This is a genomic window from Cellulosimicrobium sp. Marseille-Q4280 (genome assembly GCF_943181405.1).
Classification (GTDB): domain Bacteria; phylum Actinomycetota; class Actinomycetes; order Actinomycetales; family Cellulomonadaceae; genus Cellulosimicrobium.
On sequence record NZ_CALPBY010000002.1, the window covers coordinates 669,994 to 695,016 of the forward strand.

Annotated in this window: 17 protein-coding genes; 2 read left to right on the forward strand and 15 right to left on the reverse strand. The window is 74.0% G+C overall.

Annotated elements, in window-relative coordinates; translation table 11 throughout:
• Window positions 1–39: 39 nt before the first annotated feature.
• Window positions 40–4,035, reverse strand: coding sequence for a Pls/PosA family non-ribosomal peptide synthetase (locus NFS20_RS07800; protein ID WP_251151156.1), 3,996 nt, complete (start codon window positions 4,033–4,035; stop codon window positions 40–42).
• A gap of 258 nt (window positions 4,036–4,293) precedes the next feature.
• Between NFS20_RS07800 and NFS20_RS07805 the strand changes: the two genes are divergently transcribed.
• Window positions 4,294–6,549 carry a glycoside hydrolase domain-containing protein gene (locus tag NFS20_RS07805; RefSeq protein ID WP_251151157.1) on the forward strand — a complete coding sequence of 752 codons (2,256 nt, stop codon included), beginning with the start codon at window positions 4,294–4,296 and terminating at the stop codon, window positions 6,547–6,549.
• Window positions 6,546–7,871 carry a glycosyltransferase gene (locus NFS20_RS07810; protein WP_251151158.1) on the forward strand — a complete coding sequence of 442 codons (1,326 nt, stop codon included), beginning with the start codon at window positions 6,546–6,548 and terminating at the stop codon, window positions 7,869–7,871. The genes NFS20_RS07805 and NFS20_RS07810 overlap by 4 nt, the downstream gene beginning before the upstream one ends.
• Here NFS20_RS07810 and NFS20_RS07815 read toward each other — a convergent pair.
• From NFS20_RS07815 to hisI, 14 genes are all read right to left on the reverse strand, one after another.
• Window positions 7,843–8,742: a nucleotidyltransferase domain-containing protein gene (locus NFS20_RS07815; RefSeq protein WP_251151159.1), complete on the reverse strand. Its 900-nt coding sequence runs from the start codon at window positions 8,740–8,742 to the stop codon at window positions 7,843–7,845. The two genes, NFS20_RS07810 and NFS20_RS07815, sit on opposite strands and share 29 nt — an antisense overlap.
• Before the next feature lie 167 nt (window positions 8,743–8,909).
• Window positions 8,910–10,340, reverse strand: a complete 1,431-nt coding sequence (gene pyk / locus NFS20_RS07820) for a pyruvate kinase (protein WP_251151160.1) — start codon at window positions 10,338–10,340, stop codon at window positions 8,910–8,912.
• A gap of 111 nt (window positions 10,341–10,451) precedes the next feature.
• Window positions 10,452–11,918, reverse strand: coding sequence for a glutamate synthase subunit beta (locus NFS20_RS07825; RefSeq protein ID WP_251151161.1), 1,467 nt, complete (start codon window positions 11,916–11,918; stop codon window positions 10,452–10,454).
• A complete protein-coding gene (gene gltB, locus NFS20_RS07830) occupies window positions 11,911–16,494 on the reverse strand; it encodes a glutamate synthase large subunit (RefSeq protein ID WP_251151162.1) in 4,584 nt (1,527 codons plus the stop codon). The genes NFS20_RS07825 and gltB overlap by 8 nt, the downstream gene beginning before the upstream one ends.
• A gap of 139 nt (window positions 16,495–16,633) precedes the next feature.
• The gene (gene lgt, locus NFS20_RS07835) at window positions 16,634–17,662 is read right to left on the reverse strand and encodes a prolipoprotein diacylglyceryl transferase (protein ID WP_251151163.1); all 1,029 of its coding nucleotides are present in this window, start codon (window positions 17,660–17,662) and stop codon (window positions 16,634–16,636) included.
• On the reverse strand, window positions 17,659–18,540 hold the full coding sequence (gene trpA / locus NFS20_RS07840) for a tryptophan synthase subunit alpha (protein WP_251151164.1): 882 nt from the start codon (window positions 18,538–18,540) through the stop codon (window positions 17,659–17,661). The genes lgt and trpA overlap by 4 nt, the downstream gene beginning before the upstream one ends.
• 47 nt (window positions 18,541–18,587) lie before the next feature.
• Window positions 18,588–19,868, reverse strand: a complete 1,281-nt coding sequence (gene trpB / locus NFS20_RS07845) for a tryptophan synthase subunit beta (protein WP_251151260.1) — start codon at window positions 19,866–19,868, stop codon at window positions 18,588–18,590.
• Between the two features lie 128 nt (window positions 19,869–19,996).
• A complete protein-coding gene (trpC, locus tag NFS20_RS07850; RefSeq protein ID WP_251151165.1) occupies window positions 19,997–20,809 on the reverse strand; it encodes an indole-3-glycerol phosphate synthase TrpC in 813 nt (270 codons plus the stop codon).
• A 169-nt stretch (window positions 20,810–20,978) separates the two neighbouring features.
• Window positions 20,979–21,470 (reverse strand): DUF2752 domain-containing protein, encoded by a 492-nt coding sequence (locus tag NFS20_RS07855; RefSeq protein WP_251151166.1) that lies wholly within the window; start codon window positions 21,468–21,470, stop codon window positions 20,979–20,981.
• Complete coding sequence (locus tag NFS20_RS07860) at window positions 21,467–21,721, reverse strand: DUF4190 domain-containing protein (protein ID WP_251151167.1); 255 nt, start codon at window positions 21,719–21,721, stop codon at window positions 21,467–21,469. Before NFS20_RS07860 ends, NFS20_RS07855 begins: the two co-directional genes overlap by 4 nt.
• A 176-nt stretch (window positions 21,722–21,897) precedes the next feature.
• Window positions 21,898–22,191 carry an HGxxPAAW family protein gene (locus NFS20_RS07865; RefSeq protein ID WP_251151168.1) on the reverse strand — a complete coding sequence of 98 codons (294 nt, stop codon included), beginning with the start codon at window positions 22,189–22,191 and terminating at the stop codon, window positions 21,898–21,900.
• 86 nt (window positions 22,192–22,277) lie between these two features.
• Complete coding sequence (locus tag NFS20_RS07870; RefSeq protein WP_251151169.1) at window positions 22,278–22,964, reverse strand: Trp biosynthesis-associated membrane protein; 687 nt, start codon at window positions 22,962–22,964, stop codon at window positions 22,278–22,280.
• A complete protein-coding gene (locus NFS20_RS07875) occupies window positions 22,964–24,532 on the reverse strand; it encodes an anthranilate synthase component I (protein WP_251151170.1) in 1,569 nt (522 codons plus the stop codon). Before NFS20_RS07875 ends, NFS20_RS07870 begins: the two co-directional genes overlap by 1 nt.
• Window positions 24,529–24,999, reverse strand: a complete 471-nt coding sequence (gene hisI, locus NFS20_RS07880; RefSeq protein WP_251151171.1) for a phosphoribosyl-AMP cyclohydrolase — start codon at window positions 24,997–24,999, stop codon at window positions 24,529–24,531. Before hisI ends, NFS20_RS07875 begins: the two co-directional genes overlap by 4 nt.
• Between the last annotated feature and the right edge of the window lie 24 nt (window positions 25,000–25,023).

The following is a 25,023-nucleotide window of genomic DNA, read 5'->3' on the forward strand; positions in this document are numbered from 1 at the left end:
GGGTCGGGTCCGCCGCATCGTACGTGAGGACGGGCCCGCTCACCGCGCGCCCACCGGCCCGCTCCTCGGTCGAACGGGCGCGGGCAGCTCGCTCGTCCACGGGACGATCGGGTTGCCGTGCCAGAGCGACCCCGGCGGCACGAGCTCGCCGCGCATCACGAGGGAGGCGGGACCGACGCGGGCGCCGTCCGCGACGACGGCGGCGGGCAGGATCACCCCGTGCGGGCCGATCGAGGCGCCCGGCGCCACGCGCACCGTGTCGAGGCTCATCACGCGGTCGTGGAACAGGTGGGTCTGCAGGACGCACCCCCGGCCGACGGTCGCGCCGTCGTCCAGGTGCACCAGGTCGGCCTCGGGGAGCCAGTACGTCTCGCACCACACGCCGCGGCCGACGCGCGCGCCGAGCGTGCGCAGCCAGGCGGTGAGCAGCGGGGTGCCGTACACGTGCACGGCGAACCACGGCGCGGCGACCACCTCGACGAACGTGTCCTGGAGCTCGTTGCGCCAGACGAACGTGCTCCACAGGGGATGGTCACCCGCGCGGAACCGGCCCACCAGCACCCACTTGGCCGCCGTCGTCAGGAGCGCTCCCGTCGCCCCCGCGGCGAGCAGGACCACCCCGGACACGAGCGCGGCCGTGCCCAGACCCCGGGTGTCGACGACGGTCAGGAGCACGACGACCACCGCGACGGCCAGGTACGCCGAGCACACGACGGCCGCCCAGCGCAGCACCTCGAACGCGCCCCGCGCGACGAGCAGCCGGGCCGGCGGCGAGAACGTCCGGGACTCGTCGGTCTCGCCCTGCGCGACGCGACGCAGCCGGGTCGGCGGGCTGCCGAGCCACGACGACCCGGCCTTCGCCTTCGCCGGTGCGGCGGAGAGCACGGCGACGAGGCCGTTCTTCGGCACGGAGCGACCCGGCGCGGTGATCCCCGAGTTGCCGAGGAACGCGCGCTTGCCGACGCGCGCCCGGGCGACCCGGACCCAGCCGCCGCCGAGCTCGTAGGGAGCCACCATCGTGTCGTCGGCGAGGAACGCGCCCCGCGCGACCTCCATCATCGACGGGAGGCCGACCACGGTCGAGGCCTCGACGTCGCGCCCCACGCGCGCGCCGAGCAGGCGCAGCCACCCGGGCGTGAAGACGCTCGAGTACAGCGGGAACAGCGCGGTGCGCGCCGAGTCCATGAGCCGCTGCGTGACCCACGCCTGCCAGCCCTGCCGGCTGTGCGCGGCGTGGTAGCCCTCGCCGAGGCCGACGGCGAGGAGCCGGACGCTGGCGAGCACGAGCGCGGCGTACGTCGCCGCTGCCGCGAGCGCCGCGGCGGGGACCCACGCCGCGAGCGGTCCGAGCAGCGCCCCGACGTCCCGCGGGACGCCGGTCAGCGGCACGCCCGCGAGCAGCACGAGGAGCCCCGACGCGACGGCGAGCACCGGGAGCAGGCTCAGTGCGAGCCCGCTCAGCCCGTACGCGACCTCCCACCGGCGTCGCCGCGGGGGCCGCTCGTCGGGCCAGGGGTGCTTCACCTCGGTGCGGACCCGCACGGCGGGCGACCCCGCCCAGTACTCGCTCGCGCCCACGCGTCCCGCGACGCACGACCCCGCGGCCACGTCCGCGCCCTTGCCGACCCGTGCACCGGGGAGGAGGGTCGAGCGGGCGCCGATCGTCGCGCCGGCTCCGACCCGCACCCTGCCGAGGTGGAGCGTGTCGCCGTCGAGCCAGTGCCCGGACAGGTCGACCTCGGGCTCGACCGCGCTCCCCTTGCCCAGGACGAGCATCCCGGTCACGGGGGGCAGCGCGTGCAGCTCGGCGTCGCGACCCACCTTCGCGCCGAGCAGGCGCGCGTACAGGCCGACGAGCGGCGCACCGGCCACCGTCACGCCACCGCTCGCACCGACCAGGCCCTCCGCCGCCCAGAGCCGCAGGTGGACGTTCCCGCCACGGGGATAGCTCCCCGGCCGCACGCCGCGCAGGAGCAGGCGCGCGCCGACGGCCGCGACGAGCAGGCGGCCCGGCGGGCTCACCAGCAGGAGCCAGCCGGCGACCACCCACCACCACGAGACCGGGCGGACGAACGGGAGCGACGTCGTGGCGGCGAGCACGTTGCCGAGGGCAGCCACCCAGACCAACCAGCGCAGCCCGGCGATCGTGCGCAGCGCGAGCACGACGAGCAGCTGCACCGCCTGCGTCCGCCACCCCACCGGGGCGGCCGGGCTCGTCGGCCGGGCCGTGGGCCCGCCACCCGGTGCGGTGCCGTCCGTGGCCGTGGCACGGGCCCCGGCGCCGCGCTCGACGAACGCGGCGAGCTCCCCCACCGACGGGTTGTCGTAGAGGTCGGCCACCGTGGTGCTCGGCAGGCGTTCGCGCAGCGCCGAGACCACTTGGGCCGCCGTGAGGCTCCCGCCGCCCAGCTCGAAGAAGTCGTCGTCCGCGACCTGCGGCGCGGCGCCGAGCACCGTCCGCCAGATGCCCGCGACCCATTCCTCGCCGGGGGTGAGCGGCTGGGCGTCGTCCGGCACGCGGGACTCCGCGGCGAGCCGCGCGCCCTCCGGCAGCGGCCACGGGAGCGCGTCGCGGTCGACCTTGCCCGACGTCCGGGTGGGGATCTCGTCGACGACCGCGAGGAGGGGGACGAGCGCGGCGGGGAGCGTGTGGCGCAGCGCCTCGACGCACGCCCGCGCGTCGAGCTCCTCTCCTCGACCCGGGTCCGGCACCAGGTACCCGACGAGCACCTGGTTCCCCGCCTCCGAGCGGCGGACGGCGCTCGCGGCGGCGCTCACGCCGTCGAGCCCGAGCAGCGCGGAGTCGATCTCGCCGAGCTCGATCCGCCGGCCGCCGACCTTCACCTGGTCGTCGGCGCGCCCGACGAAGAGCAGCCCTGCGTCGTCGCGCACGACGAGGTCGCCCGACCGGTAGGCGCGGTCCCACCCGAGGCCGGGGTGCGGGGCGTACTTCTCGGCGTCCTTGGCCGGGTCGAGGTAGCGCGCGAGCCCGACGCCGCCGATCACCAGCTCGCCCGTCGCACCGGGCGCGACCGGCGCGCCGTCGGGGCCGACGACCGCGAGGTCCCAGCCGTCGAGCGGCAGCCCGATGCGCACGGGACCGGGGCCCCCGAGCAGCGCGGCGCACGCCACGACGGTGGCCTCGGTCGGCCCGTAGGTGTTCCACACCTCGCGGCCCGGCACAGCGAGCCGGTCGACGAGATCGGGCGGGCACGCCTCGCCGCCGAAGATCAGCAGGCGCACGGAGCTCAGCGTCTCCGGCGGCAGGAGGCCCGCGAGCGTCGGGACGGTCGAGACGACGGTGATCCCCTGCTCCGCGACCCACGGACCGAGGTCGGCGCCCGTCCGCACGAGCGACCGGGGGGCGGGGACGAGGCACGCGCCGTGACGCCACGCGAGCCACATCTCCTCGCACGAGGCGTCGAACGCGACGGACAGCCCGGCCAGGACCCTGTCCCTCGGCCCGAGCGGGGCGTCCTGCAGGAAGAGCCGCGCCTCGGCGTCGACGAACGCCGCCGCGCTGCGGTGCGTCACGGCCACGCCCTTGGGCGTGCCCGTCGACCCCGACGTGAAGATGATCCAGGCGTCGTCCTCCGGACCGGGACGCTCCCCCGTGCGCGGGCTGGGTCCGACGTCCGGCGGAACGGCGAGATGCCCGTCGTCACCCACGACCGCACGGACCCGCGCCTCGGTGAAGACGAGCTCCGCCCGCTCCTCCGGGTCGTCCTTGTCGACGGGGACGTAGGCCGCTCCGGCGGTGAGGATCGCGAGGATCGAGAGGTACAGGTCGGCGCGTCCGGACGTCGCCCGGACGCCGACCCGGTCCCCCGGCCCGACCCCCTGCTCGACGAGCCGGGCCGCCCGCGCACCGACCTCGGTGAGGAGCTGCGCGTAGGTCAGCGGCCGGCCGTCGTCGATCGCCGGGGCCTCCGGGTGGGCGGCCGCCGTCGAGGCGAGGACGTCGAGGAGCGTCCTCGGAGCGGGCGCGCGGTCGGCCGCGAGGAGAGGGTCGGGCGAGGTGGTGACGGGCTGCACACTGCTCCAGGGCTGGTGGATGGTCCTGGGCGAAGGGTAGACGGGCCAGGTGCACGGCGGGCGAACGGACGGTGTCGGTGGACGGTGCCCCGGCGGTGCTCGGAGCTGTGCGCGGCGGCTGCGACGGCGCGTCGGCGGCCGCCGGGCCCGCGTCACCTGACGGAAACTCCCCGGACACACCGCGGTCGTACCGTCGCAGCACGACGCACGCACGGGACGCGGCGCCGCACGTGGCCGGTGACCGCGGAGGGGGGGTCCATGACCGACAGCCTGCTCGACCTCGTCGACCCCTTCGTCGGCACGGAGGCCACCGCCCTGCCTCCTGCGACGGGTCTCGCGGCGACCTGGTGGGCGCCGAAGCCTCAGGTCGGGAACACCCACCCGGGCGCGTGCCATCCGCTCGGCATGGTGTCCGCGTGCGCGTACTCGGGCGCGTACCCCACCGGCTACGGGCGCTACGACATCAGCACGGAGGGGCTGCCGACGTCGCTCGCCGACGACCAGCTCGCGTCGGGCGTCACGCACTTCCAGCAGTCCGGCACCGGGGCGATCCGCAAGTACTACAACTACCTCCGGGTGACGCCGATGCTCGAGCCCCTCGACGCGCTGGGGCGCACGTGGGCGCTGCACGACGAGGTCGCCTCGCCCGGCTACTACGCGGCGACGCTCGCGAGCGGCGTGCGCTGCGAGGTGACGGTGGGGCCCAAGAGCGCCGTGCACCGCTTCACGTTCCCCGAGCACCCTGACGCCCGGATCGTCGTCGACCTCTCGCTCGGTGGCCTGGCCATCCCGTACGGCGCGACCGTCCCGCTGCGCGCCCACCTCGGGACCCTCGGACCGGGGTCCGCCTACGGCGAGATCGTCGTCGAGGGCGCACCGCTGGCCGCTCACCTCGAGTGCGACGCCCCGCGCTGGCGCCAGATGCTCTGGTACGACCGGCGCCTCATGCCGGGCAGCACGCGCCTGGAGTTCGGCGACATCCGGCCGACGACCCTGCGCCCGTTCGGTCTCATGTGGGCGGGACCGACGAGCGCGGGCCAGGTCGTCGAGCTGCGCGTCGGGTTCTCCCTGCGCGGCCCCGAGCGGGCCCGCGACAACCTCGTCACGGACTGCGGACCGGGACCGGCGTCGTTCGCGGAGCGACGCACGGTCACGACGGCCACATGGCGCGAGCACCTCGGTCGCGTCGAGGTCGACGGCGCGGACGACGAGCGCCGATCGGTCTTCGCGACGGCGCTCTACCACTCGCTCCTCAAACCCTGCCTCGCCCCCGACGAGAGCCCGTTCTGGCCGACCGACGGGCCGTTCGCGTACGACGTCTCGACGATGTGGGACATCTACCGCACGCAGCTCCCCCTGCTCACGACGTTCTTCCCGGAGCGCGCCGTCGAGCTCGCGACGGCGCTGCTGCACATCTGCGAGGAGGAGGGCAACTTCCCCATCGGCTACCGGATGGCGCGCGGCGCGGACCGGTTCTCGCGGCAGGCCAGCGCTCTCGTCCAGACGTTCCTCGCCGACCTGTGCGCGCTCGAGGTCCCGGGGATGGACTGGGACTGGGCCCTGGTCCACATGCACAACGACCTGCGCCGCACGTACGGGGAGGACTACCTCCTGCACGGCGTCGCGCACCCGATCAGCCACACGCTCGACCTCGCGTTCGGGTACTGGTGCACCGAGCGGGTCGCGCGTCGCGTCGGCGACGTCGCGCTCGCCGACGAGCTCGCCCGGCTCGCCACCGGGTGGGCCAACGCGTTCGACCCGTCCACCGGGCTGCTGCACGACTCGACCTTCTACGAGGGCGGGCGCTGGAACTACTCGTTCCGCCTCGTGCACGACATGGCGGCACGGATCGCGCTCGCGGGAGGTGACGACGCGTTCGTCGCGCTGCTCGACCGGTTCTTCGGGTACGGCGCAGAGCCGGTCGTCCAGCCGGGCGAGCGGCCCGGCGTCGCGGAGATGGCCGCGGGGTACGCGCTCGACCGGTTCGAGGGGCTGAACAACGAGCCCGACATGGAGGCCCCGTGGGCCTACCACTACGCGGGCCGGCCCGACCGCACGGCCGAGGTCGTGCACGCGGCCGTGCACCAGCGGTTCGGCCCCGGTCCCGGTGGGCTGCCCGGCAACGACGACTCCGGCGGGCTGAGCTCCTGGTACGTGTGGGCGTCGCTCGGGCTGTTCCCCGTCGCCGGGCAGGCGCTCTTCCTCGTCAGCGCCCCGGCCTTCTCCGAGTCCCGTCTGAAGGTCCCCGGCGGGGTCCTCACGATCGAGACCACCGGGTTCGCGCCGCCGGGCCGGTCGACGCCGCCGCAGTACGTCCGCGCCGCCTGGCTCGACGGGCGCCCGCTCACCCGGACCTGGGTCCCCGCGAGCATCGTCCGTGGCGGCGGGCGACTCCTCCTCGAGCTCGGGTCGGAGCCGGCCGCGTGGGGCACCGCCCTCGCCGACAGGCCTCCGTCCTTCCCACCACCCCGGTACCTCACCACACCCACCCCACCCTCCCGGGAGACGCCATGAACCGCACCGACGCCACCCGCGACCGCCGACTCGTGATCGTCGTCCGCGCCGACCCCGTGATCTGCGGCCACTCCGGAGAGGCGCGCAACCTCGCGGAGGCCGCGCTCCACCGAGGGTTCACCGACGTCCGGATCGTCACGTGGCCGGTCGACCGGCTGCGCGAGGCCGGGCTGCCGCTCAAGCCGCTCGACACCGTCCTGCCCTACAGCCCGGGCATCACCGTCGAGCGGCCGGAGCCCGTCGGCGACTACAAGGTCCCCGACGGCCGGTACCTCGCCGGGCTCACGGGTCGGCTCGTCGAGCTCTTCACCGACGGCGTCCCGACGGTCTGCCTCTCGCTCTACCTCAGCCCGCACACGACCGCGGTCTCCGACGCGGTGCGGGTCGCGCGCAGCACCGGTCTGCCGGTCGACGTCGCGACCGTCGCCGAGGCCGTCGGCTCGGACGTGACGAACGTCGTGCGCTCGTGCGTCGAGGCCGGGCGGTTCGGCGCCGCCGCGCACGTGCTCGCCGACTACCTGTCCAGCGACCTGTGCGTCGCGGTGTCCCGCTACACGCGCGACCTCATCGTCGAGTGCGCCCAGGAGATCGACGACCGGCACGGCACCTTCTTCGCCCCGCAGTGCCGCGAGCGCGTGCGGGTCTCGTACCCAGCGATCGACACGAGCGCGTACACGGACCTCGACCCCGAGGAGACCGCCGCCGTCCTCGCGCGACGAGGGCTCCACGCGGACGGCTACGTGCTGTTCCTCTCGCGGCTCGCCGCCGCGAAGGGCGTCGACGACCTGATCGAGGGGTTCGCGCGCTCCGGTGCGGCCACGACGCACCGGCTCGTCGTCGCGGGCCGCGGCCCGCAGGAGGCGGAGCTGCGCGCGCAGGCCGCCGCGAGCGCGGTCGCCGACCGCATCACGTTCCTGGACGACGTCGACGACGCGGAGAAGCCGCACCTCATGGCGGCGAGCGCCGCGTTCGTGCTCCCGAGCAAGCCGCGACCCGAGTTCGTCGAGACGTTCGGCATCGCCCTCACCGAGTCGATGCTCGCGGGCGGCGGGCCTGTCGTGACGACCGACACCGGAGGCATCGGCGAGGCCGTCGGTGACCACGCGACGATCGTCCCGGTCGCCGACCCGGCGGCGATCGCCCGCGCCCTCGACGAGATCCTGGCGGCCGACCCGGCGGCGCGTGCGCGCGCGCGAGAGGCCGCGCGCGCCCACGCCCTGCAGTTCGACCGTGCCACCGTGCTCGACGGCATGCTGCGAGCGCTCGCGCTCAGCCCCGACGCTCCGGCATGGCTCACACCGTGGGAGCCGGCCGCCGTGTGACGTCCGGGGCGTACCGGTCCACGAGACCGCGGAACGCCTCGGCGGCCGTCTCGCGCGCCGCCGCACGCTTCCCCGCGACACCGTCGGCCGCCACGCCGTTCCTCGCCGTCCCGACGGCCGTCCGCGCACGGTCCAGCTCGTCCTCGACGAACCTCGCGAGAACGCCCGGGACCGTGCCCGTGCCGGCCTCGCGCGTGACCGCCTTGCGCGCCACGAGGTCCGCCGCCGCGCGCACGACGACGCCCGGCGCGGCGGACTCCTCGAGAAGCCGCAGCAGGTCGATCGGCGGCGCCACCGCGCCGTCGTGCACGCGCAGCCAGCGCAGGGCCGCGGCGGGACGCAGGACGTAGAAGAACGTCTTGAGGCGCGGCCCGGCGGCGCCGGCACCGGCGACCAGAGCGCCGTCGTCGCCCGCCCCGTGCCGTCGCCCCTGGGCGAGCGCGACGTGCAGATAGTGCCGACGCATGTCGTCACGGTTCACGACCTGCTCCGCGAGCCGCAGCATCTCGGCCCGGAACCCGTCGTCCCCGCGATAGACGATCCGCGACCGCAACCACTCCGTCACGGTCGCGTTCCCGCGCACCATCAGGCGCACGGCCTTGAGCAGGTCCCAGCCGTTGACGTCGAGCACGGCGTCGAGCGGCGTCTCGACGACGTCGCGCGCCGGCCAGGGGTCGAGGTAGTCCGCGCGCGACCGCACGTACAGGAAGCGGCAGTCGTAGTCGGAGTCCGGCGACGGGAAACCCCAGGCCTGGCTCCCGCTCTCCACGGCGAGCGGGATCGCGACCCGCTCGTCCCGCACCACGGCGTCGAGCCGCGCGTCGACCCGACGCACGACCTCGGGGTCCAGGGAGTCGGGCACGGCGCGCATCCCGAGATGGTAGGGGCGTCGCCGGGTCGCTGTCGCTCCGTTTCCGTCCAGCTCGACCGCTCACGCCGCCACCTCGAGAGTGCGGTACGACGACGCCCGGGTGGGTGCGCCGTGCGGCGCGCCCACCCGGGCGTCAGGTCGTGCGCACCCTCACGGGTGCGACGGCGTCACTTCCGGGTGTCGGAGTGGTCGCCGATCTTGTGCACGAGGATCGAGTTCGTCGTGCCGGGCTGGCCGACCGGCGCGCCGGACACCACGACGACGAGGTCGCCGACCTCGGCGAGACCGTTGGCCTGCAGGGTCGTGTCGACCTGGCCGACCATCGCGTCCGTGTTCTCCACCTCGGGGACCTGGTACGTCTGCGTGCCCCACGTGAGCGACAGGACGTTGCGCACGTGCTCGCGCGGCGTGAAGGCGAGCAGCGGGATCGACGAGCGCAGGCGCGACATGCGACGCGCCGAGTCGCCCGACTGCGTGAACGTCACGAGGTACTTGACGCCGAGGATCTCGCCGATCTCCGCAGCGGCACGGGTGATCGCGCCACCGCGGGTGTGCGGCGTCGAGCCGAGCGGGGCGATGCGCTCGCGTCCGGCCTCCTCCGTCGCCTCGATGATGCGGGCCATCGTCTGGACGGTGAGGATCGGGTACTCCCCGACGCTCGTCTCGCCGGACAGCATGACCGCGTCCGCGCCGTCGAGCACGGCGTTGGCGCAGTCCGACGCCTCGGCGCGCGTGGGGCGCGGCGAGTTCGTCATGGACTCGAGCACCTGCGTGGCCACGATGACGGGCTTCGCGTTGCGGCGCGCGAGCTCGACGATGCGCTTCTGCACGAGCGGGACCTGCTCGAGCGGGAGCTCGACCGCGAGGTCGCCGCGCGCGACCATGACGCCGTCGAAGGCGTCGACGATCTCGGCGAGGTTGTCGATCGCCTGCGGCTTCTCGATCTTCGCGACGACCGGGACCGTGCGGCCCTCCTCGTCCATGATCGCCTTGACGTCGTCGAAGTCGGCCGCGGAGCGAACGAACGACAGCGCGATGATGTCGGCGCCGAGGCGCAGCGCCCACCGGAGGTCGTCGCGGTCCTTCTCGGACAGCGCCGGGACGGAGACGGCGACCCCGGGCAGGTTGATGCCCTTGTTGTTGGACACCGGGCCGGCGACCTCGACGCGGGTGACCACGCGCGGTCCCTCGACCGCCGTGACCCGGACGAGCACCTTGCCGTCGTCGATGAGCAGCGGGTCCCCGACGCGTGCGTCGCCCGGCAGGCCCTTGTGGGTCGTCGAGACGAGCTCCTTGGTGCCGACGACGTCCTCGGTCGTGATGGTGAACGTGTCACCCTCGTCGAGCCAGTGCTTCTCGTCGCCGCCGAAACGCCCGAGGCGGATCTTCGGCCCCTGGAGGTCGACGAGGACGGCGACGGAGCGGCCCGAGGCCGCTGCGGCCTCACGGACGCCGTGGTAGACGGCCTCGTGCTCCGCGGCGCTGCCGTGGCTCCGGTTGATCCGGGCCACGTCCATCCCGGCGTCGACGAGCGCCTTGAGCTGCTCCTTCGACTCGGTCGCGGGTCCGATGGTGCAGACGATCTTTGCTCTGCGCATATCTCCAGCCTCTGGTTCTCCGACCGGCCGCGAGCCGGTCGTCGCGGGGTGCCCCTCCCAGGATGCCCCGCTCATCGTCCCGGCGCCGGACACCCGGCGCCGGGGTGCACGTCAAGCGCGCAAGGACACGGTGCTCGCGCGTACCGGCGCGGGCAGCTCCGTCCCTCCCTGAAGGTAGGCGTCGACGGAGGCCGCCGCCGCCCGACCCTCGGCGATCGCCCACACGATCAGCGACTGACCGCGCCCGGCGTCCCCCGCCACGAAGACGCCGGGGAGCGTCGACGCGAAGTCGTCGTCACGGGCCACGAGCCCGCGGTCCGTCAGCCCGGCCTCCGACTGCCCCGTGAGGGTGTGCGTCTCGGGACCGGTGAAGCCCATCGCGACGAGCACGAGGTCTGCGGGGATCTCGCGCTCGGTGCCCGCCTTCGGCACGCGGCGGCCGTCGGGCAGGTACTCGGTCTCCGCGACGCGCAGCGCCGTGACCCTTCCCGCCTCGTCACCGAGGAGCTCGACGGTCGACGCGAGGTACTCGCGCTCGCCGCCCTCCTCGTGCGAGGACGACACCTCGAAGACGATGGGGTCGGTCGGCCAGGGCTGGCTCGCGGCCCGCTCGAGCGGGGGCTGCTTGCCGATGGCGAGGGTCGTGACGCTCGCCGCGCCCTGGCGCAGCGACGTGCCGAGGCAGTCGGAGCCGGTGTCGCCGCCGCCGATGACGATGACGTGCTTGCCCGTCGCCGTGATCTGCCCGGGGACCTCGTGACCTGCGACGACCTCGTTCGCCTGGTGGAGGAACTCCATCGCGAAGTGGACGCCGTCGAGCTCGCGGCCGGGGATCGTGAGGTCGCGCGGCACCGTGGCGCCCGTCGCGACGACGACCGCGTCGAAGCGGGCGCGCAGCTCGTCCCACGTGATGTCGACGCCGATCTCGACGCCGGGGCGGAACCGCGTGCCCTCGGCCTCCATCTGCGCGATGCGGCGGTCGATGTGGACCTTCTCGAGCTTGAAGTCGGGGATTCCGTAGCGCAGCAGCCCGCCGATCGCGTCGTCCCGCTCGTACACGGCGACCGTGTGGCCGGCGCGCGTGAGCTGCTGCGCGGCGGCGAGCCCGGCCGGGCCGGACCCGACGACGGCGACCGTCGAGCCGGTGAGGCGCTGAGGCACCTGCGGCGTGACGTAGCCCCGGGCGAACGCCTCGTCGATGATCGAGACCTCGACGTTCTTGATCGTCACCGCCGGCTGGTTGATGCCGAGCACACAGCTCGACTCGCACGGCGCCGGGCACACGCGACCCGTGAACTCCGGGAAGTTGTTCGTCTCGTGGAGGCGGTCGATCGCGTCGGCCCACTGCTCGCGGTAGACGAGGTCGTTCCACTCCGGGATGAGGTTCCCGAGCGGGCAGCCCTGGTGGCAGAACGGGATGCCGCAGTCCATGCAGCGGCCCGCCTGCTCCTTGAGGAAGACCTGCCCCTCCTCGAGGTGGGCGTGCACGTCCTGCCAGTCCCGCAGGCGCACGGCGACGGGCCGGTTCGGCGGGAGCTCGCGCTCCCGCACCTTCAGAAAGCCACGGGGGTCAGCCACGGGCCACCTCCAGAATCTGGTCCCACACGCCCGGTGCCGCAGGGTCGAGACCCGAGGACTCGGCCTTCTCCAGCGCGGAGCGCATGCGCGCGAAGTCGGTCGGCAGCACGCGGGTGAACCGCCGGACCGCCGCGGGGAAGTCGTCGAGGAGCTCGGCCGCGAGCAGCGACCCGGTCTCCTCGTGGTGCCGCCGCACGAGCTGCTCCACGAGCTCGACCTCGGCGTCCTCGAGCGGGCCGAGGCCCAGCTCCCCGGTGGCGAGCGCGCTCGTGTTGACCGACGCCTCGCGCAGGTCGAGGACGTACGCCGTGCCACCGGACATGCCGGCGCCGAAGTTGCGCCCGGTCGGCCCGAGCACGAGCACGGTGCCGCCCGTCATGTACTCGCAGCCGTGGTCGCCCACACCCTCGACGACGAGCGTCGCGCCCGAGTTGCGCACGCCGAAGCGCTCGCCGACGCGCCCGCGCAGGAAGATCTCGCCGGACGTCGCGCCGTAGCCGATGACGTTGCCCGCGACGACGTTGCTCGATCCCGTGAGCACGGCGTTGCGGTCGGGCCGCACCACGATGCGCCCGCCCGACAGTCCCTTGCCGACGTAGTCGTTCGCGTCGCCGAACAGGCGCAGCGTGACACCGCGCGGCACGAACGCGCCGAACGACTGGCCGGCGGACCCGGTGAGAGTGACGTCGATCGTGTCGTCGGGCAGGCCCTCGCCGCGGTAGCGCTTGGTGACCTCGTGGCCGAGCATCGTCCCGACGGTGCGGTTGACGTTGCGCACCGACAGGGAGATCCGGACCGGCTCCTGCCGCTCGAGCGCGTCGGCCGCGAGCGAGATGAGCTGGTTGTCGAGCGCCTTGTCCAGGCCGTGGTCCTGCGTCGTGGTGTTCCGCAGCGAGGAGCCCTCGACCGGGACCGGCCGCTCGAGCACGGGACCGAGGTCCAGGCCCTGCGCCTTCCAGTGGTCGACGGCCTTGCGCGTGTCGAGCAGCTCGACGCGGCCGACGGCCTCCTCGATGCTGCGGAAGCCCAGCCGCGCGAGGTACTCGCGCACCTCCTCGGCGATGAACTCGAAGAAGTTCACGACGAACTCGGGCTTGCCCGTGAACCGCGAGCGCAGCTCGGGGTTCTGCGTCGCGACGCCCACCGGGCACGTGTCGAGGTGGCAGACGCGCATCATGACGCAGCCGGAGACGACCATCGGTGCGGTCGCGAAGCCGAACTCCTCGGCTCCGAGCAGCGCCGCCACGACGACGTCGCGACCGGTCTTCATCTGCCCGTCCACCTGCACGACGATGCGGTCGCGCAGGTTGTTGAGCACGAGCGTCTGCTGGGTCTCGGCGAGGCCGATCTCCCACGGCGTGCCGGCGTGCTTGAGCGACGTGAGCGGGCTCGCGCCCGTGCCGCCGTCGTGCCCGGAGATGAGCACGACGTCCGCGTGCGCCTTGGACACGCCCGTCGCGACCGTGCCCACGCCGAACTCGGACACGAGCTTGACGTGGATGCGTGCCGCGGGGTTCGCGTTCTTCGCGTCGTGGATCAGCTGCGCGAGGTCCTCGATCGAGTAGATGTCGTGGTGCGGCGGCGGCGAGATGAGGCCGACACCCGGCGTCGAGTGCCGGGTCTTCGCGACCCACGGGTACACCTTGTGCCCCGGGAGCTGACCGCCCTCGCCGGGCTTGGCGCCCTGCGCGAGCTTGATCTGGATGTCGTCGGCGTTGGTCAGGTACTCGCTCGTGACGCCGAAGCGTCCCGACGCGATCTGCTTGACCTTCGAGCGACGCTCCGGGTCGTAGAGGCGCTCGGAGTCCTCGCCGCCCTCGCCCGTGTTCGAGCGGCCGCCGAGGCGGTTCATGGCGATGGCGAGCGTCTCGTGCGCCTCGGCCGAGATCGAGCCGTAGGACATCGCGCCGGTGTTGAACCGCTTGACGATCTCGCTCACCGGCTCGACCTCGTCGAGCGGCACCGCGGGACGGTCCCCCTCGCGCAGCGCGAGCAGGCCGCGCAGCGTCATGAGCCGCGACGACTGCTCGTCGACCCGGTGCGTGTAGTCGCGGAAGACGTCGAACCGACGCTCGCGCGTCGAGTGCTGCAGGCGGAACACCGTCTCCGGGTCGAAGAGGTGCTCCTCGCCGTCCCGGCGCCACTGGTACTCGCCGCCGGTGGTGAGGCGCACGTGCGCCTGGTGGTTGCCCGAGGCGGGGTACGCCTCGGCGTGCCGTGCCGCGACCTCGGCCGCGACCACGTCGAGACCGATGCCACCGAGCCGCGAGGTCGTGCCCGCGAAGTAGTCGCGCACGAGGTCGTGCGAGAGCCCGACGGCCTCGAAGACCTGGGCGCCACGGTACGAGGAGATGGTCGAGATGCCCATCTTGCTCATGACCTTGAGCACGCCCTTGCCGAGCGCCTTGATGAGGTTCGCGACGGCCTTCTCGGGGTCCACCGCGAGGTAGCCGCGACGCGCGAGGTCCTCGACCGTCTCCATCGCGAGGTACGGGTTGACCGCGGCCGCGCCGTACCCGATGAGGAGTGCGACGTGGTGCGTCTCGCGCACGTCCCCCGCCTCGACGACGAGCGACACCTGAGTACGGGTGTGCCGACGCAGGAGGTGGTGGTGCACGGCGCTCGAGAGCAGGAGCGACGGGATCGGCGCGAGGTCGGAGTCGGAGTCGCGGTCGGACAGCACGATGAAGCTCGCGCCGGCCTCCACGTGCGCGTCGACCTCCGCGAAGATCTCCTCGAGCCGCTCGAGCAGCGCCTCTCCCCCGCCCGCGACGCGGTACAGACCGCGGACGGTGACCGCGCGGAAGATCCCGGCGAGGCTCGGGTCCTTGTCGACGCGGATGATCTTCGCGAGCTGGTCGTTGTCGAGCACGGGGAACGGCAGCACGAGCTTGCGCGCGTGCTCCGGCGTGTCGACGAGGAGGTTCGGCTCGGGGCCGATCGCCCCGCCGATCGACGTCACGAGCTCCTCGCGGATCGCGTCGAGCGGCGGGTTCGTCACCTGGGCGAACATCTGCGTGAAGTAGTCGAACAGCAGTCGCGGGCGCTCGGAGAGCACCGCGACGGGCGTGTCGGTGCCCATGGCGCCGAGCGGCTCGGCGCCCGTGTTGCCCATCGGCGTGAGGATGACCTTGAGCTCCTCCTCCGTGTAGCCGAAGGCGCGCTGGCGCCGCTGTACCGACGCAGGGCTGTGCGCGACGTGCTCGCGCTCGGGGAGCTGGTCGAGGTAGACCGAGTTGTCGGCGACCCACTGCGCGTACGGGCGCTGCGCGGCGAGCTGGGACTTGATCTCCTCGTCCTCGACGATCCGGCCCTGGCCGGTGTCGACGAGGAACATGCGCCCGGGCTCCAGGCGGCCCTTGCGGACGATCGTCGCGGGGTCGAGGTCGAGCACGCCCGCCTCGCTCGCCAGCACGACGAGCCCGTCCTCGGTCACCCAGTAGCGCCCGGGGCGCAGGCCGTTGCGGTCGAGCACGGCGCCGATGAGGGTGCCGTCCGTGAAGTTCAGGCAGGCCGGGCCGTCCCACGGCTCCATGAGGGCCGCGTGGTACTCGTAGAACGCGCGCAGGTCCGGGTCCATGTCGGCGTGGTTCTCCCACGCCTCCGGGATCATCATGAGGACCGCGTGCGGCAGCGGACGCCCCGACAGGTGCAGGAGCTCGAGCACCTCGTCGAAGCTCGCGGAGTCGCTCGAGCCGTCGGAGCACACGGGCAGCAGCGGCGCGAGGTCGCCGAGCGCCTCGCTCTCCAGCGTGCCCTCGCGCGCGGCCATCCAGTTGCGGTTGCCGCGCACCGTGTTGATCTCGCCGTTGTGCGCGATCATGCGGAACGGCTGCGCGAGCGGCCACGACGGGAAGGTGTTCGTCGAGAAGCGCGAGTGCACGAGCGCGATCTCGCTCGCGTAGCGCGGGTCGGACAGGTCCGGGAAGAACGGCTCGAGCTGGGCCGTCGTGAGCATGCCCTTGTACGTGAGCGTCCGTGCGGACAGCGACGCGAAGAACAGGCCCAGCTCGTTCTCGGCGCGCTTGCGCAGCCGGAACGTGCGCCGGTCGAGCGCGACGCCCGAGAGCTCGCGCGCCGGGTCGGCGACGACGACCTGGCGGAACGTGGGCATGGAGGCGCGGGCCGACGGGCCGACGAGGTCGGCCGTGACCGGCACGTCGCGCCAGGCGAGGACGTCGAGCTTCTCCTCGGCCGCGATCGCCTCGACCCCGCGGACGGCGGCCGCTGCGGCCTCGTCGTCCTGCGGGAGGAACGCCATGCCGATCGCGTAGTGCCCCGGGGGCGGGAGCTCGGCGTCGACGACGTCGCGCACGAAGGCGTCGGGGATCTGCGTGAGGATCCCGGCGCCGTCGCCGCTGTTCTCCTCGGCGCCGACGGCGCCGCGGTGGTCGAGGTTGAGCAGGGCGGTGAGCCCTGCGTCAACGATGTCGCGTCCGGGCGTACCGCGCAGCGTCGCCACGAAGGCGACACCGCACGCGTCGTGCTCGGCGGCGGGGTCGTACAGACCGAGAGCCGTGGGAGCCACGGACAGGGCAGGTGCCCTGTACGCGTCCCGATGCTGCGGCGTGGTCATCAACACCGTCCTCACAGGCGCCCGGCCATGACGGCCGGGCTGGTTCCAGCTGGGGGGATTCGGGACGTCTTCGGCCCTACGGACATGACAGAACCCACCGGGCGGTCGCCCGGCGGATTCGCCGATGAATGACGGGAGCTCAGCGACCTGGGTCTGGTCGCGCGGCACCTGCCTGCTCGGACTCCTCCGAGTCGTCGGAGTCCTCGGTCTGCTCGGCGTCCTCGTCACCGGTCGACTGCTCGACCGGCTCCTCCGACGCCGTGGCGGTCGTCTCCTCGGGCGATCCCTCGGAGGACGTCTCCAGAGAGACCGTCTCCTCGCGCCCGGGGTGGCGACGCCCGACAACGATAAACGCTACCAACGCACCGACACCGACCACGATCGAGGTCCAGACGTTCAGCCGAAGACCCCAGACGAGCTCGGCCTCGTCGATGCGCAACATCTCGATCCACACCCGACCCAGCGTGTAGACGAAGACGTACAGCCAGAATACCCGACCATGACCGAGCCGGAACCGACGGTCCACGTAGATCAGGAGCAGGGCAGCGCCGATGTTCCAGACCATCTCGTACAGGAACGTCGGGTGGAACAGCGTCCCGGGCGGGAACCCGGCGGCCGCGGCGACCGAGTCGTCGACCCGCAGGCCCCACGGGAGCGTCGTCGGCGACCCGAACAGCTCCTGGTTGAACCAGTTTCCGAGCCGCCCGACCGCCTGGGCGAGCAGGAGGCCGGGCGCGAGCGCGTCGGCGAACGCGGGGAAGCTGACCTTCTGCCGGCGGCAGCCGATGTACGCGCCCACGGCGCCGAGCGCGACGGCGCCCCAGATCCCCAGGCCGCCCTCCCACACGTACAGCGCGCGGACCGGGTCGCCGCCGGGACCCCAGTACGGGTCGGGCGTCGAGAACACGTGGTAGATCCGGCCGCCGATGATGCCGAACGGCACGGCCCAGAAGGCGATCTCCAGCACGTCGTCCGCCTCGCCGCCGCGCTCGACCCAGCGACGCCGGGTGAGCCACAGCGCGACGACGATGCCCGCGAGGATCGCGAGCGCGTACGCGCGGATCGGGAACGGCCCGAGGTACCACGTGTGCTGCGGCGGGCTGGGGATCGCCGCGGGCAGCGCGCCCGCGGCCTCGACGACCTGCGCGACGGCGAGCGCGGCGCTCATGCGACCACCTCGCCCGTGCGCGCGGCCCCCGCCGTCGCAGCGGCCTCGTCGTCGGCGGCCGGTGGACGAGCCCCGCGGACGCCGTCGACGAGCGACGACGCGACCGCGCGCAGCGCGGCGAGACGCTCCTCCCAGGGCGCGTCCGTGAGCAGCGGGCGGACGAACGCCGAGCCCACGATGACGCCGTCGGCGAAGCGCGCGACCTCCGCGGCCTGCGCGCCGGTCGAGACCCCGAGGCCGACGCACACGAACGACGCTCCGGCTGCGCGTGTGTCGGCGACGAGCTGCTCGGCGCGCGGTCCGACCTGCGTCCGCTCCCCCGTGACACCCATGGTCGAGGCCGCGTAGACGAAGCCGCGCGTCGCGCGCACCGTCAGGCGCAGCCGCTCGGGCGTCGAGCTCGGCGCGACGAGGAACACGCGGTCGAGACCGTGGCGGTCCGCGGCCTCGATCCACTCCCGCCCCTCGTCGGGGATGAGGTCCGGCGTGATGAGCCCCGCGCCGCCGGCCGCCGCGAGGTCGCGCGCGAACGCATCGACGCCGTAGCGCAGGACCGGGTTCCAGTAGGTCATGACGAGGACGGGCACCGTGCCGCCCGTGCGCGAGGACACGGCCTCGACGACGCGGAACACGTCCGCGACGCGGCTCCCCGCGTCCAGCGCGGTCTGCGCCGCGGCCTGGATCACGGGGCCGTCCATCACCGGGTCGGTGTACGGGACGCCCAGCTCGAGGACGTCGACGCCCGCGTCGACGAGCGCGAGCGCGGCCTCGATCGACCGGTCCACGGTCGGGAACCCGACCGGGAGGTAGCCCACGAGCGCCGCCCGTCCTTCGCCCCGCAGCGCGGCGAGGCGGTCGGCGGTGGGCGAGGTGATCACGCCCGGCTCGCTCGGCACCGCAGTGCCACGGGCCTCCTGCACGCCGTTCACAGCTGTCCCTCCGTACCCGTCGCCGTCTCGGCGATCGCGTCGTCGTCCACGAGGTCGAACCACCGTGCGGCGGTCGCCACGTCCTTGTCCCCCCGGCCCGAGAGGTTGACGAGGACCACGTAGTCCTCGCGACCTGCCGCGACGGCGTCGCGGCCCACGCGCAGCGCGCCGGCGAGGGCGTGCGCCGACTCGATCGCCGGGATGATGCCCTCCGTGCGGCACAGCAGGCGGAACGCCTCCATCGCCTCGGCGTCCGTCACGGGCTGGTAGGTCGCCCGCCCGAGGTCGTGCAGCCACGCGTGCGCGGGACCGACGCTCGGGTAGTCGAGCCCGGCGGAGACCGAGTGGCTGGGCAGCGTCTGCCCGTCCTCGTCCTGGAGGAGGTAGGAGCGAGCGCCGTGCAGCACGCCGGGGACGCCGCCGCTGAACCGGGCGGCGTGCCGGCCGGTCTCGACGCCCTCGCCGCCCGCCTCGAACCCGAACAGCTCGACGCCGTCGTCGTCGAGGAACGCGTTGAAGATGCCGAGCGCGTTGGAACCTCCGCCGACGCACGCCGCGACGGCGTCCGGGAGGCGGCCGATCCGGTCGAGGACCTGGGTGCGCGCCTCCTCGCCGATGACGCGGTGGAACTCGCGCACCATCTCGGGGAAGGGGTGGGGCCCGGTCACGGTGCCCAGGAGGTAGTGCGTGGACTCGACGTTCGCGACCCAGTCGCGCAGCGCCTCGTTGATCGCGTCCTTCAGGGTGCGCTGCCCGATCGTCACGGGGACGACCTCGGCGCCCAGGAGCCGCATGCGGGCGACGTTGAGCGCCTGGCGCCGCGTGTCCTCCTCGCCCATGTAGACGACGCACTCGAGGTCGAGCAGCGCCGCGGCCGTCGCCGTCGCGACGCCGTGCTGGCCCGCCCCGGTCTCGGCGATGACGCGCGTCTTGCCCATGCGCTTCACGAGGAGCGCCTGGCCGAGCACGTTGTTGATCTTGTGCGAGCCGGTGTGGTTGAGGTCCTCGCGCTTGAGGAACATCCGGACGGCGCCCGGGGCACCGCCGACGTGCTCGGCGAAGCGAGCGACCTCCGTGAGCGGGCTGGGCCGACCGGTGTACTCGCGCTGCAGGCGCGCGAGCTCGTTGACGAACGCCGGGTCGTCGAGCGCCTTGCGGTACTCGGTCTCGAGCTCGTCGAGGGCGGCGATGAGCGCCTCGGGGACGAAGCGTCCGCCGAAGGCACCGAAGTACGGGCCTTCCTGGTTCGCGAGCGAGCGGGTGAGCTCGGCGCGCACCGAGGCGGTGTCGGCAGTCTCAGGGGTGGTGGGTGTCGAGTCGGGCACGGGGCCGGACCTCCTGCGGGAGACGGGGTGGGGGCCGGGGCGCGGCACCTGCTGCGTGACGGTCGGGGACGGTCGACGCCTCAGGGCCGCACGGACCACAGGGACGGGTGCGCACCGGCCGCCACGAGGTCCGCGACGGACGCGCGCGGGGCGTCGTCCGTGACGAGCGCCTCCCCGACGAGCACGGCGTGGGCCCCGGACCGCGCGTAGTCCATGACGTCGTGCGGTCCGCGCACACCCGACTCGGCGACGCGCACGACCTCGTCGGGGATGGCGGGCGCGAGGCGCGCGAAGGTGGTGCGGTCGACGTCGAGCGTCTTGAGGTCGCGCGAGTTCACACCGACGACGCGGGCGCCGGCGTCGAGCGCGCGCCCCACCTCGTCGAGCGTGTGGACCTCGACGAGAGCTGTCATGCCGAGCGAGTGCACCCGCTCCACGAGCGACGTGAGCACCGTCTGCTCGAGCGCGGCGACGATGAGGAGCACGATGTCCGCGCCGTGGGCGCGCGCCTCCCACACCTGGTAGGGCGTCACGACGAAGTCCTTGCGCAGCACGGGCACGTCGACGCGCGCGCGGACGGCGTCCAGGTCTGCGAGGCTGCCGTTGAACCGACGCTGCTCGGTGAGCACGGAGATCGCGGACGCGCCGCCCTTCTCGTACTCGCCGGCGAGCTCGGCGGGGTCGGCGATCGAGGCGAGCACGCCCTTGCTCGGGCTCGAGCGCTTCACCTCGGCGATGATCGCGACGGCGTGGTCCGCCTTCAGGCGGCTCACGCACTCGAGCGCGCCCGGCACGCGTGACGCACGCTCCTTGAGGTCGTCCAGCGAGGTCGTCGCCTGGCGTGCCGCGAGATCCTCGCGCACCCCGGCGACGATGTCGTCGAGTACCGTCATCGCCCCATCACTCCCCGTGCTCGTCCCCTCGGCCTCCGTCGTCGGTCGACCCGAACGGGCTCGTCCACAGGTACGAGTCAGCCCGTTGACACGGAGGTATCTGCCATCGTAGAGCCGTGCCCGAGTGACGATGACCACGGCCCACCCCGCGAGACGTGCGCCGGAGCCCTCAGGAGGGGCTGGGCCCGAGCCACTCGGCGAGCCCCGGGACGTTGCGCAGGACGCCGAACGCGACGAGCACGACGAGGCCTGTCCACGCCACGGAGGGCGGCAGGCTCGGACCCGGTCGGCCCTTCCACGCACGGACGAGCCACACCGACCACAGGCCCACGAGCAGCGGTGCGACGAGCACCCAGAGCGGGTTCATCGACCAGGCGCCGGCGACGTCGAGGTGGACCAGGTCGTGCGTCGCGCGGAGCCCTCCGCACCCCGGGCACGCGAGGCCCGTCAGCGCGAGCAGGGGGCACGTGAGGAAGTGGCCGGGCCGGTTCGGGTCGACGAGCCCGACGTACGCGACGCCCGCCGCGACCGCGGCGCCGGTCGCGAGCGGCGCCGCCGCACCCCGCGGCCCGCGAACGCGGTGCTCGGGCTCCGGCTCGGGCGGTCCGCCGACCGGCACGCCGCTCGGGAGCGTCCCGCTCCGGGACGACGGCTCGCTCACTGCTGGTCCGGGATCGACCCGACCCAGGCGAGCAGTGCGGGGAACAGGATCGCGGCCAGGGCGATCGCGACGACGGAGAGCCCGACGGCGACCCAGCCGAGCACGATGCCCGCAGTGGCCAGGCCGCCGTTGTCAGCCTGGCCGTTCGCGACCGCCCGCCTCGCCTGCGTGCCGAGGATGATCGCGGGGATGCCCGTCAGCAGCCCGCAGCTCAGGACGAACGACGCGATGCCGAGGACGAGCGACCACACCGCGCGACCGTTCTGCGGGAGGGCCGGCGGGTACGGGCCGGGTCCGGGGTACGGAGCAGCCGCGGGGTACGGGCCACTGGCGGAGTACGGACCAGCGCCCGGGTACGGAGCAGCGCCGGGGTACGGCGTCGCCGGAGCGCTCTCGCCCTCCGGCTGTCCGCTGACCGGCGGCTGGGTCACCGCGAGACGGACTTCTGCCCGTAGCCCATGTTCCGGAGCACGACACCGGCCACGAGGCTCAGCGCGACGACGCCCATGCCGACCCAGAAGAGCCAGACGGCGGAGGAGACGTCCGAGACCGCAGGGAGCACGACGCCGACCGCGGCGACGAGCGCACCGGTCATGATGCCGATCATCGTGGTCCACGCGGCGACGGTGTGCCCGTGGTTGGTGGGCGGTGCCGCGGGCGGGAGGTAGGCGATCTCGGTCGTCTTCTGGTTCTCGGCCATGGGGGTCGTGCCTTTCGTCATGATGTGCAGCCAGACTATCGGACCCGTCCTCGGCGCCGCGCGGTGCGGCGGGCCCTCGGCCGGGTCGTGGGGACGGGTTCTGGGGGTCAGCGGTCGGTGGGGTCCTCGCCCCGGGACAGCGCGTCCCAGGCGTCGTGGTCGGTGAGGTCGTCGTCCCGCGGGGTCCGCGCCGGGTCGTGGGTGCCCGTGCCCGGGCGCGCCGCCGTCGGGCCCACGGTCGCGCCCCCGGCGTCGCCTCGCGCCGGGCCGCCGGTCGCGGAGGCGTCGCGCTCGTGCCGCGTCGAGGCCTGCTGCCACCCGCGCGAGCCGACGGCGACCCACGCCACCGCCAGGACGGTCAGCACGCCGAGCGCGGCCGCGACCCACGGCGCCGGTGTGAGCGAGACGGCCGACGTGAGCTCGGTGACCCCGGTCGCCTCGGCGACGGCGGAGCGCGCGCTCGGCTCGGGGTCGAGCGCGACGCCGAGCGCCGCGGCGGTGGTGACCGCGCCGCTGGCCGCCGCGACGGCGAGCACGACCCACCGCCCGACGCGGCCGACCAGCCCGAGCGCGAGCCCGGCGGCCACGAGGACGAGAGCGGCGGCGCCGACGCCGGGGGCCGCGGTGGTCCCGTTCACCGAGACCTCCACGACGGGGTCGAGCGCGGTCGCCCCCGTCGTGGTCGACCACGTGACGGCGGACGCGGCGAGCGTCGCGCCCCCGAGCAGCAGGAGCAGCCAGATCGCCGCACGACGCGACGGCCTCCGCGCGCCCGACGTGGCGTCAGTACTCATCACAGGCCCCGCAGCCGTGCGGCGACCTGGACGGCCCGGACGGCGGCCGCGGCCTTGTTCCGCGACTCCGCGTACTCCAGCGCCGGGACCGAGTCGGCCACGATCCCACCGCCGGCCTGGACGCTCGCGCGCCCGTCGCGGATGAGCGCGGTGCGGATCGCGATCGCCATGTCCATGTCGCCCGCGAAGTCGAAGTAGCCGGCCGTGCCGCCGTAGATCCCGCGGCGCGCGGGCTCGAGCTCGTCGATCAGCGCGATCGCGCGCGGCTTGGGCGCGCCCGAGAGCGTGCCGGCCGGGAACGTCGCGCGGAACGCGTCGAGCGCCGTCGCGCCGTCGCGCAGGGTGCCCACGACGGTCGAGCACAGGTGCATGATGTGGCTGAACCGCTTGGTCGCCATGAACTCCACGACCTCGACGGACGTCGGCTCGCACACCTTGACGAGGTCGTTGCGCGACAGGTCGACGAGCATGATGTGCTCGGCGCGCTCCTTCGGGTCCTCGAGGAGCTCCTCGCCGAGCGCCACGTCCTCCTCGGGCGTCGCGCCCCGGGGTCGCGACCCCGCGATGGGGAACGTCACGACCCGGCCGGCGGTCACCTTGACGAGCGTCTCCGGGCTCGACCCGACGACGGCGAACTCCCGCCCGTCGGGGTCGGTGAGCTGGAAGTAGTACATGTACGGGCTGGGGTTGATGGTCCGCAGCGCGCGGTACACGTCGAGCGGCTCCGCGGGGCAGTCGAGGTCGAGGCGCTGGGAGAGCACGACCTGGAAGACCTCGCCCTCCCGGATCGCGTCCTTGCCCGCGACGACCGACGCCTCGAACTCCTCGCGCGTCGAGCGGAACTCGAGCTGGGGCTCGGGCACGTCGGCACCGACCGACACGACGTGCGAGCCGCCGGCGACGAGCCGCGCCTGCATCGCGTCGAGCCGCGCGACGGCGTCCGCGTAGGCCTCGTCGACGCGCTCGTCGGTGTCGTCGAAGTTGATCGCGTTCGCGACGAGCCACACGCTGCCCTCGCGGTGGTCGACCGCGGCGACGTCCGTCGCGAGGCACAGCGTCAGCTCGGGCACCCCGAGCTCGTCGGGCGCCGCGGCGGGCAGCGTGGGCTCCCAGTGCCGGATGACGTCCCAGCCGATCGCGCCCGCGAGGCCCCCGGTGAGCGGCGGGAGGCCGTCGACGGGCGGCGTGCGCAGCGCCTCGAGCGTCGCGTCGAGGACCTCGACGACGTCGCCCTCGGTCGGGATGCCGACAGGCACGTCCCCGGACCACACGGCGCGGCCGTCGCGCGACGTCAGGGTCGCGCGCGACGCGGCGCCGACGAACGACCAGCGCCCCCACGTGCCGTCGGACTCGGCGGACTCGAGCACGAACGTGCCCGGCCGGCCCTGCGCGAGGGTGCGGTACAGCCCGACGGGAGTGACGTCGTCGGCCAGGAGGCGGCGGACCACCGGCACGACGCGGCGCGTCGACGCGAGGGCGCGGAAACCTGCGGCGACCGGCCAGGTCTCGCCCCACGCCGGTCCGCCTGCCGGGACGGTGGTGGGCTCGGCCTGCGCGGTCGCGTTCACTGGTTCTCCTCCTCGGGATCGGTCGCGGGGTCGGTCGTGCGTCCTGCAGCGGCGGGGGCGGTCCCGGCGACCGCGTCGGGGAGCTCCCCGACGACCGCGCCGAGGTCTCCCCCGGCCTCGAAGCAGGTGCGGGTGCCCGTGTGGCACGCGGCGCCGACCTGGTGGACCCGCACGAGCAGCGCGTCGCCGTCGCAGTCGAGCGCGACGGAGCGCACGACCTGCACGTGCCCGGACGTGTCGCCCTTGCGCCAGTACTCCTGCCGCGATCGGCTCCAGAACGTCACGCGTCCGCTCGTGAGCGTGCGGTGCAGCGCCTCGTCGTCCATCCAGCCGAGCATGAGCACCTCGCCGGTGTCGTGCTGCTGGACGATCGCGGCGACCAGGCCGGCGTCGTCGCGCTTGAGGCGCGCCGCGACGTCGGGGTCGAGGGAGGTGGTCGGCGCGGGCGGGCGCGTGTCGTCGGGCACCCGAGAATCCTGCCAGACGCCGCG

Excerpts from the sequence above, each read along its gene's own strand:
- NFS20_RS07865 (WP_251151168.1), bottom strand. The coding sequence starts at position 22,191 with ATGACGAAAGGCACGACCCCCATGGCCGAGAACCAGAAGACGACCGAG.
- trpC (WP_251151165.1), bottom strand. The coding sequence starts at position 20,809 with ATGACGGTACTCGACGACATCGTCGCCGGGGTGCGCGAGGATCTCGCG.
- NFS20_RS07810 (WP_251151158.1), top strand. The coding sequence starts at position 6,546 with ATGAACCGCACCGACGCCACCCGCGACCGCCGACTCGTGATCGTCGTC.
- pyk (WP_251151160.1), bottom strand. The coding sequence starts at position 10,340 with ATGCGCAGAGCAAAGATCGTCTGCACCATCGGACCCGCGACCGAGTCG.
- NFS20_RS07870 (WP_251151169.1), bottom strand. The coding sequence starts at position 22,964 with ATGAGTACTGACGCCACGTCGGGCGCGCGGAGGCCGTCGCGTCGTGCG.
- NFS20_RS07805 (WP_251151157.1), top strand. The coding sequence starts at position 4,294 with ATGACCGACAGCCTGCTCGACCTCGTCGACCCCTTCGTCGGCACGGAG.
- lgt (WP_251151163.1), bottom strand. The coding sequence starts at position 17,662 with ATGAGCGCCGCGCTCGCCGTCGCGCAGGTCGTCGAGGCCGCGGGCGCG.
- NFS20_RS07815 (WP_251151159.1), bottom strand. The coding sequence starts at position 8,742 with ATGCGCGCCGTGCCCGACTCCCTGGACCCCGAGGTCGTGCGTCGGGTC.
- gltB (WP_251151162.1), bottom strand. The coding sequence starts at position 16,494 with ATGACCACGCCGCAGCATCGGGACGCGTACAGGGCACCTGCCCTGTCC.